This window comes from Streptomyces sp. NBC_01237, from assembly GCF_035917275.1.
GTDB lineage: Bacteria > Actinomycetota > Actinomycetes > Streptomycetales > Streptomycetaceae > Streptomyces.
Map to the genome: position 1 here is coordinate 783,887 of NZ_CP108509.1, position 12,750 is coordinate 796,636.

General features: G+C 73.6%; 3 protein-coding genes. All 3 read left to right on the plus strand.

Annotated elements, in window-relative coordinates; translation table 11 throughout:
- Positions 1-23: 23 nt before the first annotated feature.
- The 3 genes from OG251_RS39990 to OG251_RS40000 are packed head-to-tail and all read left to right on the plus strand — an operon-like array spanning position 24 to position 12,675.
- Positions 24-1,073: a MupA/Atu3671 family FMN-dependent luciferase-like monooxygenase gene (locus OG251_RS39990; RefSeq protein ID WP_326682171.1), complete on the plus strand. Its 1,050-nt coding sequence runs from the start codon at positions 24-26 to the stop codon at positions 1,071-1,073.
- On the plus strand, positions 1,058-8,818 hold the full coding sequence (locus tag OG251_RS39995; protein WP_326682172.1) for a non-ribosomal peptide synthetase: 7,761 nt from the start codon (positions 1,058-1,060) through the stop codon (positions 8,816-8,818). Before OG251_RS39990 ends, OG251_RS39995 begins: the two co-directional genes overlap by 16 nt.
- A complete protein-coding gene (locus OG251_RS40000; RefSeq protein ID WP_326682173.1) occupies positions 8,815-12,675 on the plus strand; it encodes an amino acid adenylation domain-containing protein in 3,861 nt (1,286 codons plus the stop codon). The genes OG251_RS39995 and OG251_RS40000 overlap by 4 nt, the downstream gene beginning before the upstream one ends.
- Positions 12,676-12,750: the final 75 nt, after the last annotated feature.

Consider the following 12,750-nt stretch of genomic DNA (forward strand, 5'->3'; position numbering starts at 1 on the left):
CCAGGGTTATCGAAGGGTTCCCGATGGACTTCAGCCTCTTCTACTTCGCCGACGACAGCACACCGGACGGGGACGCCGGACGGTACGAGCTGCTGCTGGAGGGTGCCCGCTTCGCCGACCGGCACGGCTTCCGCGCGGTGTGGACGCCCGAGCGGCACTTCCACCCCTTCGGAGGGCTCTACCCGAACCCGTCCGTGGTGGGCGCCGCCCTGGCGATGGTCACGAGCACCGTCGCCATCCGCGCCGGAAGCGTCGTCGCACCCCTCCACCATCCGCTGAGGATCGCCGAGGAGTGGTCGGTCGTGGACAACCTCTCCGGCGGCCGGGCCGGGGTGTCCCTCGCCTCCGGCTGGCACCCGGTGGACTTCGCGCTGAGCCGGGTGCCGTACGGGGACCGCAAACGCGTGCTGACCGACAGCATCGAGCAGCTCCGCGGGCTGTGGCGGGGGGACGGCCACGAAGTCGTGGACGGCAACGGCGCCCCGGCGACCGTACGGATGTTCCCGCCGCCGGTGCAGCGGGAACTGCCGCTCTGGGTGACCAGCGCGGGCGACGCGGAGACCTTCCGTTCGGCGGCGGCGGCGCGCGCCGGGGTCCTCACCCATCTGCTGCACCAGGATGTCGACGAACTCGCCGCGAAGATCGCCGACTACCGGCGGACGGCGCGTGAGACGTACACCGGCTGGGACGGGCACGTCGTCCTGATGCTGCACACCTTCCTCGGCACCGACCGGGACGAGGTGCGCGCCACCGTCGAAGGGCCGCTGCGCGCCTATCTCAGGAGCTCGGTCCATCTCCTCACCCGCTCGTTCAGCGCCCTCGACCCCGACTTCGACATCGACGCGCTGGAGGACGAGGACCTCGACTTCCTCGTCGCCCAGTCCTTCGACACCTACTTCGAGCAGCGGGGGCTGTTCGGGACGGTGGAGGAGGCGACGGCGACGGTCGAGCGGCTGCGTGCCATCGGCGTGGACGAGATCGCCTGCCTGATCGACTACGGCATCGGCACCAGGACCGTGCTGGACGGGCTGCGCCACCTGAACGCCCTTCGCGAAGCATGCGAAGCGAACTGATCCGAGAGACCCGAGAGGCCGAGACCACCGTGATCCCTCTGTCGTTTTCGCAGCTGCGGTTCTGGTTCCAGGGAGAGATGGAGCCCGGGGGCGAATCGCCCAACACTTCGATGGCACTCCGGCTGACGGGACGGCTGGACGCGGTGGCGATGCGCTGCGCGCTGCGGGACGTGGTGACGCGGCACGAGAGCCTGCGCACCGTCTTCCCGGTCACCGACGGAGTGCCGGGGCAGCGCATCCTGGAGGCGGTGACGGTCGAGCTGCCCGTACGGCAGGTCGCGGAGAAGGATGTCGGTGCGGCCGTGGCCGACGCGGCCGGGCATCCCTTCGACCTGGGGCGCGAGATCCCGCTGCGGGCCGTCCTGCTCGCCGTCGGCTCCCACGACCACCATGTGCTGGCGATCACCGTGCACCACATCGCCTTCGACGGCTGGTCCGTCGCACCGTTCCTCCGCGACCTCTCGCACGCCTACACCGCGCGCCTCGACGGACGGCCTCCGTCCTGGGAGGAACTTCCCTTCCAGTACGTGGACTTCACCCTGTGGCAGCGCAAGGAGCTCGGTGCGCCCGACGACCCGGGGAGTGTCTTCGCCGAGCAGCTGGCCCACTGGACGCGTGCCCTCGCCGACGCGCCTGCCGAACTCCCCCTCCCCACCACCCGGCCACGCCCCGCCACCGCCACCCACCGCGCCGGGGCGGTCCCCTTCCATCTGCCGCCCGACAGCGTCCAACAGCTGACCCGGCTCGCCCTCCGGCACGGCGTCAGCACCTTCATGGTCCTCCACGCGGCGCTCGCGGGGCTCCTTCACAGGCTCGGCGCCGGCACCGACATCCTGGTCGGCAGCCCGGTCGCCGGCCGCACCGACGTCGGCCTCGACGACCTCGTCGGCTGCTTCGTCAACACCGTCGTCGTCCGGACCGACACCTCCGGCGACCCCACCTTCCACGAACTGCTCCAGCGGGCCCGGACCAGCGTCGTGGCCGCACTCGACCACCAGGACGTGCCCTTCGAGCAGGTCGTGGAGGCCGTCAACCCGGCCCGGTCGGCAGCCCGGCACCCGCTCTTCCACGTCATGCTCAGCGTGCAGAACAACGCGGGCGCCGCCGTGCGCCTCCCCCACCTCGACAGCCGTCTGCTGCCCTACAGCCACCGGAGGGCCGACTTCGACCTGCTCCTCGACATCACGGAGACCGACGGGGCACTCGACGGCAGCCTGGTCCACGCCCTCGACCTCTTCGACCACGACACCGCCGAGCGTCTTGTCCGCCGCTTCACCGCCTTCCTGACCCAGGCGGTCGCCGCGCCGGAGCGGCGCATCGGTGGTCCGGAGCTCCTCACCCCCGCCGAGCGCCGCACCACGCTGGAGACGTGGAACGGCCGGGACACGCCGGTCCCGGCCGCCTCCGTACCGGAGCTCTTCCGGCGGCGGGCCGCCGCCTCGCCCGATGACACCGCGGTGATCTGCGGCGCGACCCGGCTCACCTACGCGGAGCTGGAGGCAAGGGCCGACCGTCTCGCCGGCCGTCTGCGCCGGCAGGGCGCGGGTCCGGAACGGCTGGTCGCCGTGGCCATGGACCGCTCGGCCGACCTGGTCGTCGCCCTGCTCGCGGTACTGAACACGGGGGCCGCCTACCTTCCCCTGGACCCGCGCAACCCGGATGAGCGCCGGCGCACGGTCCTGGAGGAGGCGCGGCCCGCGCTGCTCCTGGCGGACGCGTCCACGAAGGAGCGGGCCGAGGAGCTCGCGGGCGCGCCGCTCGGCCTGCCGCTGGTCCTCGTCGACGGCGACGGTCCGGCCGTCACCGGTCCGGAGGCGGGCGGGTGGCCGGACATCGCCGGCGACGGGGCCGCCTACGCGATGTACACGTCCGGCTCCACCGGCCGCCCCAAGGGTGTCCTGGTGACCCACCGGAACATCGTCTCTCTCGCCGCCGATCCGTGCTGGGCCGCGGACGGTGGCCACACCCGGGTGCTCGCCCACTCGCCGCACTCCTTCGACGCCTCGACGTACGAGGTGTGGGTGCCGCTGCTCAGCGGCGGCACGGTCGTGATGGTGCCGGCCGGCGACTCCTCGCAGCAGGCGCTGGAGCGGGCCGTGACCGAGGGGGGCGCGACGAGCGCGTTCCTCACCACCTCGCTCTTCAACCTGCTGGTCGCGGAGAGGAGTCCGGCGCTCGGCCGGCTCGGACACGTCTGGACGGGTGGGGAGCAGCCGTCGGCGGGGGCCGTGCGGCAGATGCTGACGGATTTCCCCGGCACCGTGCTGACCCATGTCTACGGGCCGACCGAGAACACGACGTTCACCACCTTCGGACTGCTGGACCCGGACCGGGACGCGGACGGCGGCAAGCCGCCGATCGGCCGGCCCATGGCGAACACACGGGTGTATGTGCTGGACGAGCGGCTCCGGCCGGTGCCCGCCGGGGTGCCGGGCGAGTTGTACGTCGCCGGCGCCGGACTGGCCCGCGGCTACCTCGGCCTCCCGGGCCTCACCTCGGGGCGCTTCGTCGCCGACCCCTACGGCGCGACGGGCACCCGCATGTACCGCACCGGTGACGTCGTCCGCTGGACCGCCGACGGCCGGCTCGACTTCCTCACCCGCGTCGACGGCCAGGTCAAGATACGCGGCTTCCGCATCGAACCCCGCGAGATCGAGGCCGCTCTGGAGCGCCATCCGGCCGTCGGCCGTGCCGCCGTCCTCGTACGGGAGGACCGGCCCGGGGAGCGCGGCCTCGTCGCCTACGTCGTCCCCGCCACGGACATCGACGGCGATCCCGCACCGGAGATCACCGAGCACGCCCGGCGGGCCCTGCCCGGCTACATGGTCCCTCTCGTCGTCGTGCTTCCCGACGGGCTCCCCCTCACGCCCAACGGAAAGCTCGACCGGGCGGCTCTGCCCGCCCCCGGGGAGGGCACCGGCTCCCGCCCGCCGCGCACACCCGCCGAGCGGCTCGTGTGCGCGCTGTTCGCCGAGATCCTCACCCTGCCGGCGGTCGGTGCGGACGACGACTTCTTCGAGCTCGGCGGCCATTCCCTGCTGGCCATCAGGCTGGTGAACCGGCTGCGCGAGGTGCTGGACGACGGGATCGGGATGCGTACGGTCTTCGAGTCGCCGACGCCCGCCGCACTCGCCGAGAGGTTCGGGGACACGGGGGCCGGCCGCGGCCCGCTGCGGCCCCGGCCACGCGGGGACGTACTGCCGCCGTCGTTCTCCCAGCTACGTTTCTGGCTGCAGGGCGAGCTGGCGGAGGGAGCCGCCTCGCACACCGTCACGACCGCCCTTCGGCTGTCGGGTCCGCTGGATGCCGGGGCGCTGTCGGCGGCACTCCGGGACGTGGTGACACGGCACGAGAGCCTGCGCACCGTCTTCCCGGTCACCGATGGCGTGCCCAGTCAACTGGTGCTGAACGACGCCGAGTTCGACCTCACCGTGCGGGAGGTGGCGAAGCGGGACGTCGAGGCGGCGGTGGTCGCGGCCTCGGAGCACGACTTCGACCTGGCACGGGAGAGACCGGTGCGGGCGGAGCTCTTCGCCTGCGCCCCCGAGGAGCATGTCCTCGCCATCACGATCCACCACATCGCCTTCGACGGCTGGTCCGCCGCACCCTTCCTCCGCGACCTCTCCGCGGCCTACGCCGCCCGGCTGCGGGGGCGGACTCCCGACTTCCCGGAACTGCCCGTGCAGTACGCCGACTTCACTCTGTGGCAGCGTGAGGAGCTCGGGGAAGCGGACGACCCCGACAGCCCCCTCGCCCGGCAACTCGCCCACTGGAGCGGCACGCTGGCCGGCGCTCCCGAGGAAATCGCGCTGCCCGCCGACCGGCCACGCCCCGCCGTCGCCACCCACCGCGTCGGCACGGTGCCGTTCCGGCTCGCCCCGCAGGACCACGCGCGTGTCACCGCCCTGGCGCGGAAGCACGGTGCGAGCGTGTTCATGGTGCTGCACGCCGCGCTGGCGGTCCTGCTGCGGCAACTCGGCGCCGGGACGGACGTTCTCGTCGGCAGCCCGGTCGCCGGACGCGCCGACAGCGGTCTCGACGACCTGGTCGGCTGCTTCGTGAACACCGTGGTGGTACGCACCGACGTCTCCGGGGATCCGGACTTCGGCGGTCTGCTCGACCGCGTCCGCACCGAGGTCCTCGCCGCGCTGGAGAACCAGGACGTGCCCTTCGAGCAGGTCGTGGACGCCGTCGACCCGGCGCGGTCGGCGGCCCGGCACCCGCTCTTCCAGGTCATGCTGAGTCTGCAGAACAACGCGGCCGGCGCCGTGGAACTGCCGGGCCTCCACGTCGGCAGGCTCGATCACGGCCGGTACCGGACCGTTCCCTTCGACCTGCTCCTCGATCTCACCGAGTCCGACGGGGGCCTGGACGGCACCCTCGTCCACGCCCACGACCTCTTCGACCACGCCACCGCGGAACGCCTCGCCGGGTACTTCACCACCCTCCTCGCCGACGCGGCGGCCCGTCCCACCCGGCCGGTGCGGCAGTTGGACGTCCTGTCCCCCGCCCAGCGGCACACCGTCCTCGCCCGGTGGAGCGGTCCGGCGGCCGGTGCGCGGCCGCCGACCGGTTCGGTGCCGCAGTGGTTCCGGGATCAGGCCGCCAGGACACCCGACGCGGCGGCGGTGCTCCACGGGGACCGCCGGATCGCGTACGGGGAGCTCGACGCGCGGGTGGACCGGCTGGCCGGGCATCTGCGGAAGCTCGGTGCCGGCCCCGAGCGGCTGGTCGCCGTGGCCATGAACCGCACTCCCGACCTTCTGGTCGCCCTCCTCGCCGTGCACCGGACCGGTGCCGCGTACCTCCCGGTCGATCCGGACCATCCCAGGGACCGGGTGGCGACGGTGCTGTCCGAGGCCGCGCCGCTCCTGGTGCTCTCGGACCGCGCCACCCGCGACACGCTCGGCACCGACGACTGGCTCGCCCTGGACGACCCCCGGCTCGTCGCCGCACTCACCGCCGGGGCCGGTGGCGACGGCACGGTCCCGAACGGGGAGATCCCGGCCGACTCCACGGCGTACGTCCTCTACACCTCCGGTTCGACGGGCCGGCCGAAGGGGGTCGTGGTCACCCACGGCAATGTCGCCCATCTGCTGGCCGCCATGCGGGACCGGCTGCCGCTGGGTCCCGCCGACCGGCTGCTGGCCGTGACGACCGTCGCCTTCGACATCGCCCACCTGGAACTCCTCCTGCCCCTGCTCCACGGCGCGGCCGTCGTCCTCGCCTCTCCCGACGAGGTGCGCGAGCCGCACGCCCTCGGCCGGCTGATCGGACGGCACGGGGTCACCGCCGTCCAGGCGACGCCCTCCCTGTGGTCCGGCCTCGTGGCGGAGGTACCCGACGCGGTCCGGGGGCTGCGCGTCCTGGTCGGCGGCGAAGCGCTGCCCCCCGCTCTGGCCGGCGGTCTCGCCGCCCTGGCAGCGGAGGTCACCAACGTGTACGGGCCCACCGAGACGACCATCTGGTCCCTCGCGGCACCGATCGGCCCGCACAACGCGGAGCGTCCACCGCTCGGCTCCCCGCTGGGCGGGACCCGGGTGTACGTCATGAACGAGGCGCTGCGGCCGGTGCCCGTGGGGGTGCCGGGCGAGCTGTACATCGGGGGTGCGGGTGTGGCCCGAGGCTATCTCGGCCGTCCGGGGCTGACCGCCGAGCGCTTCGTCGCCGATCCGTACGGGCCGTCCGGCACCCGCCTGTACCGCACCGGCGACCTGGTCCGGTGGACCCCGGAAGGGGAACTCGACTTCCTCGGGCGCACCGACGACCAGGTGAAGCTGCGTGGCTTCCGTATCGAGCCCCGCGAGGTCGAAGCGGCCCTGGACCGGCACCACCACGTCATCCGCAGCGCCGTCGTGGTGCGCGAGGACCGGCCGGGCGAGCGCCGGCTCGTCGCCTACGTGGCACCCGTCCGGGGCGCGGGCACCGCCGACGGGCTCGTCCCCGAACTCACCGCGTGGGCGCGGCGGGCGCTGCCGCCGTACATGGTCCCCACCGTCGTCGTGCTCCCCGACGGGCTTCCCCTCACGCCCAACGGAAAGCTCGACCGGTCCGCTCTGCCCGCCCCGCACGGACCCGCCTCCCCCGCCCGTGAGGCCCGGGGGCCGAACAGCCCCGCGGAGAGGCTCCTGTGCGAACTGTTCGCCGCCATCCTCGGACGGCCCGACGTCCGCGTCGAGGACGATTTCTTCGAGCTGGGCGGCGACAGCATCGTGTCGATCCGGCTGGTGTCCCGGGCCCGCTCACGAGGTCTGGCCATCTCCACTCGGGACGTCTTCCGGTACCGGACCGTCGCCGAACTGGCCGTCCACGCGAAGGTGCGGACGCCCGCGGCGGGCGCGGCGACGGGACCCGCCCCGGCGTCGTCGGCCGGCGAGGTGCCGCTCACCCCGATCGTCCACTGGCAGCGCGAGCGGGGCGGCCCCGTCGACGGCTTCCACCAGTCCGTGCTCGTACGGACCCCGGCGGACCTGTCCCTGCCACGGCTTCGGGCGCTGGTCCAGTCGCTGCTCGACCGGCACGACGCGTTGCGGATACGGCTGACGCGCGCCTCCACGTGGCGCCTCGATGTCCTGCCGCGCGGTGCGGTCGACGCGGCCGGACGCGTCGTACGGATCGACGCGGGCGGCCCGGCCGCCGGGAAGCTCGCGGACCTGGTCCGCGCCGAGGCGGACGCGGCACGACGGCGTCTGGCGCCCGGAGACGGGAACATGCTCCAGGCGGTGTGGTTCGACGCGGGTCCCGGCCGGGCCGGCCGGCTGCTCCTGATGATCAACCACCTCGTCGTGGACGGCGTTTCGTGGCGGATCCTCCTGGAGGACCTGAGCACCGGCGGCGCCCAGCGGACGACGGGGCCGGACTTCGCGCCCGTCTCGTTCGCCGACTGGGGGCGCCGACTGGAGCGCGAGGCGCGCGGGCGGGTGTCGGAACTCCCCTTCTGGCTCGGGCTCGCCGAAGGGGCGGAGGATCTCGTCGAAGGTGCGGGCCTCGTGGCCGCCCGTGATGTCGAGGGCTCGAAGCACACCGTCACCCGGATCCTTCCCGCCGACCGGACGGAGCCGCTTCTGACCCGCGTGCCCGCCCGGCTCGGCGTCGGGGTGAACGCCGTGCTGCTCGGCGCGCTGAGCACGGCCGCGGGGCACTGGCGTACGGCACCGGTCCCCGGTGGTGCCTCCGACGGCGCGGCGGCCCGCGGCGACGCGCCGTTCCTCGTGGACGTGGAGGGACACGGCCGCGAGGAGATCACGGGCGACCTCGACCTGTCGGCGACCGTGGGCTGGTTCACCAGCATGTTCCCCGTGCGGCTCCCGGGGCGGCCGGACGATCTCGAAGGAACCGTGCGGGCCGTGGACGGCCAGCTCGGGAGCATGCCCGACAAGGGGCTCGGCTTCGGTCTGCTGCGCCATCTCGATCCGGAGACCGCGCCCGTGCTCGGGGCACTGCCCCGGGCGCAGATCCTGTTCAACTACCTGGGCAGGTTCGACCGGCCGGACGAGTCCGACTGGGGCCTGGCACCGGAAGCCGGCGCGGTCGCCGGAGGCGGCGACCCCGAGATGCCCCTGACGCATCTCCTGGAGGTGTCCGCGATCGTCCACGACCGCGGGGACGGGCCGGAACTGCACATCACCTGGGCGTATCCGAAGGCCGTCCTGGAGCGGCCCCGGGTGGAGGCCCTGGCCGACGCCTGGTTCGAGGCCCTGGACACCCTGACCACACAGACCGGCGAACCGGGAGAGACGGCGTGACCGCATCAGATCGCACCCACGGGCGGACGTCGAGACCGGCGCCGCTCCAGCAAGGGCTGTTCTTCCACACGGCGTTCGACACCGACGGCCAGGACATCTACACCATCCAGCTGGCACTGGACTTCGAGGGCCCGGTCGACCCCGTTCTTCTGCGAGAGGTCTGCCAGGTCCTCCAGGACCGGCACGACAGCCTGCGTTCGGGGTTCCGTACGGACGCGTCGGGCGCGCCCGTACGGTTCGTGGCAGCCCGGGTCGAGCCGGCCTGGCGGACGGCCGACCTCACCGGGACGGCGCCCGGCGACCGGGAGGCCGAGGCCGCGCGGCTGGTCGAGGAGGAGCGGCGGCGGCGCTTCGACACCGCCCGGCCGCCGCTGATCCGCTTCCTGCTGATCCGGCTGGACGACACCCGGTGGCGCTTCGCGTTGACGAACCATCACATCATTCTTGACGGCTGGTCCACCTCGATCCTCCTCGACGAGCTGTTCCGGCTGTACGACGCCGGTGCCGGTGCCGCGGCGGCGGACCCGCTGCCTGCCGCCCCCTCGTACACCTCCTATCTGGACTGGCTCGGCGAGGTCGACCACGAGTGGTCCCGTGACGCCTGGGCGGAGGCGCTCTCCGGGATCGAGGGGCCGACGCTGGTGGCTCCGCGGGCGCGGGGCACGGTGGTGCCCGAACGGGTGGTGCGCAGACTGAGCGCCGCGCGCACCGCCGCGCTGACGGACCGGGCGCGCGCGGCGGGGGTCACACTCGGCACGGTGATGCAGGTGGCCTGGGGGCTGGTGCTGCGGCAGCTGACCGGGCAGGGCGACGTGCTCTTCGGGATGACGGTGTCGGGGCGGGCCGCCGAGGTCGACGGCGTCGAGACCATGGTCGGCCTCCTCATCAACACCGTTCCGGCGCGGGTGCGGATCGGCCCGCGGGACACGCTGCTCGATCTCCTCGAACGGGTCCAGGACGAGCAGCTCGACCTGTTCGAGCACCACCACGTCGGGCTGACGGAGATCCAGCAGCAGGCGGGCTTCGGGGCCCTGTTCGACACCACGACCGTCTTCGACAACTATCCGATGGACACGGGCGAACGCCGTCTGGGCGAAGCACTTCTCGTCGATGTCACGGGGTTCGACGCCACCCACTATCCGCTCTCCCTGATCTGCACTCCGGCCGAGCGACTGGGCATACGGATCGATTTCCGGCCCGATCTGCTCGGGCGCGGGACGGTGGAGGGGATCGCCGGGCGGCTCGAACGGATCCTGGAGGCGATCGCCGAGGATCCGCACCGTGCGGCCGGCAGCCTGCCGGTCCTTTCGGACGGCGAGCGCCGACAGGTGCTGGAGGAATGGAACGCCACCGACCGCCCGGTGTCACCGGCCACGCTTCCCGGCCTGATCGAGGCGCGAGCCGCGCGGATCCCGCGGCGGCCCGCCCTCTCGCACCAGGGGATGACCCTCGACCACGACGAGCTCAACCGCCGGGCGAATCGTCTGGCGCGCGTGCTGCTCGCCGAAGGTGCGGGACCGGAGACCCGGGTGGCCCTGGCCCTGCCGAGGTCCGTGGACATGGTCGTCGCCCTGCTCGCCGTGCTCAAGACCGGGGCCGCCTATGTGCCGGTCGACGTGCGCTACCCGGCCGACCGGGTGGCGCGGATGTTCGGCGACGCGCGGCCCCGGCTCGCCGTCGTCACCGAGGCGACCGGGGGGGTGCTGCCGGAGGGGACGGTCGCGCTCGTCCTGGACGACCCCTCCGTGGCACGGCGCGTCCAGGAGCAGGAGGAGACGGACATCGTGGACGCGGAGCGGCCGGGACCGCTCCTCCCCCGGCACCCCGCCTACGTCATCTACACCTCGGGCACCACCGGCGTCCCCAAGGGCGTGGTCGTCGAGCACGCGAACGCCGTCAACTTCGTGGCGACCGTCGAGGACCATTTCGGCGCCGACGGCATGGCGCGGGTCCTGGCGTCCACCTCGCTCAGCTTCGACGTGTCGGTCTTCGAGATCGTCACGACCCTCGCGCTCGGCGGCCATCTGGAGCTGGTGGACGACCTGTTCGCACTGCTCGAACGGGACGGCTGGGAGGGGAGCCTGGTCAGCGGCGTTCCCTCGGCAATGGCGAGCATGCTGGCGGGCGACGCCTTCGAGGTGTCGGCACGGCACGTGGTGCTCGGCGGCGAGGCGGTGCCGCACGCCCTGCTGCGCGAGCTTCGGGAGCGGGTGCCCGGCTGTGCGGTCACCAACATCTACGGCCCCACCGAGGCGACCACCTACTCGACGTGGTGGCGCAGCGGCGAGCGGGACGCCGACGGCGATCCGCCGATCGGCCGGCCGGTCCCCAACTCCCGGATGTACGTGCTGGATCCCTGGCTCCAGCCGGTCGCGGTGGGGCAGCCGGGAGAGCTGTACATCGCCGGCGCGGGCGTCACCCGCGGCTATCTGAACCGGCCGGCGCTGTCCTCGGAGCGCTTCGTGGCCTGTCCGTTCGGCGCGCCCGGCGGCCGGATGTACCGCACGGGCGACCGGACGCGGTGGCGGGCCGATGGGCAGCTGGAGTACCTGGGGCGGCTCGACGGCCAGGTGAAGGTCCGTGGCTTCAGGATCGAACTCGGCGACGTGGAGGCCGCTTTGCTGCGGCACGGGAGTGTGGCGCAGGCCGTCGCGGTCGTACGGGAGGACCGGGCGGGAGACCGCAGGCTGGTCGCGTACGCCCTGGCGGCGGAGCAGGGCACGGTGCTCGACGGCGCGGAGCTGCGGCGTTTCACCCGTGACACGCTGCCGGAGCACATGGTGCCGTCGGCGGTGGTGCAGCTGGAGCGGTTCCCGCTGATGCCGAACGGCAAGCTGGACCGGTCGGCGCTGCCTGCCCCCACGTACGGCGCCACCGTCCACCGGGGGCCGGCCCACGCGCACGAGGAGCCGCTGTGCGCGCTGTTCGCCGAGGTGCTCGGGGTGGAGCGGGTCGGACCGGACGACGGCTTCTTCGATCTGGGCGGGCACTCCCTGCTGGCGACCCGGCTGGTGAGCCGGGTGCGTGCGGTCCTGGGCACCGAGCTGTCCGTCCGAGCCCTGTTCGAGGCGCCGACCCCGGCGGCCCTCGCACGCCGGCTCGACGGCGAGGGGGACGGCACCGGCCTGGACGTGCTGCTGCCGCTGCGGACCGGCGGACGTCTGCGGCCGCTGTTCGCGGTGCACGCGGCGAGCGGCCTCGCCTGGCCGTACGCCCGGCTGCTGCCGCACCTGGACCCGGATGTGCCGCTGTACGGCCTGCAGGCACCGAGTCTCGCCGATCCGGACGGCGGTGCGCGCAAGCCGGAGGAGCTGGTACGGGAGTACGCGCGGCGGATCCGGGAGGTGCAGCCGGAGGGTCCGTACCGGCTGCTCGGGTGGTCGGTCGGCGGCACCCTCGCCTACGCGGTGGCCGCGGAGCTGGTGGAGCGGGGGCACCCCGTGGAGTTCGTGGCCCTGCTCGACTCGTACCCGGCGCCCGAGGAGGGTCTGCCCGACTGGGAGGAGACGCACCGGCACGTGGCCGGGTCGGCCGGGTTCGCCGCGGACGGGACGCCACCGGAGCAGATCGCGCTGCTCGGGGAGCGGGCGGTGGAGGGCGCACGGCTGGCGGTGCGGTCGGCGGTGGACGCGCTGCGGGCCGCTCCGGCACGGACACGGGGTGTGCATGTGCTCCACTTCCGCGCCGCGTCGGACGGGCCGGGCACCGCCCCGGAGGTCTGGCAGGCGTACGGCGGCGGGCGGTTCTCGGCCTTCGACGTCGCGTGCGGCCACTACGGGATGCTGGATCCCGTTCCGCTCGCCTCGATCGGCGCGGTGCTGACGGACAGAGCCGTGGAAGGGACGGCAGGGCGATGAACCGGGCGACGGGGAGCGTGCCGGTCATGGCCCTGCCACGGCGAAGTACGCGTACGTCCCTTCGCGGGCGGCGGT

Coding starts and splice junctions, on each gene's coding strand:
- OG251_RS39995 (WP_326682172.1), top strand. CDS start 1,058: ATGCGAAGCGAACTGATCCGAGAGACCCGAGAGGCCGAGACCACCGTG.
- OG251_RS39990 (WP_326682171.1), top strand. CDS start 24: ATGGACTTCAGCCTCTTCTACTTCGCCGACGACAGCACACCGGACGGG.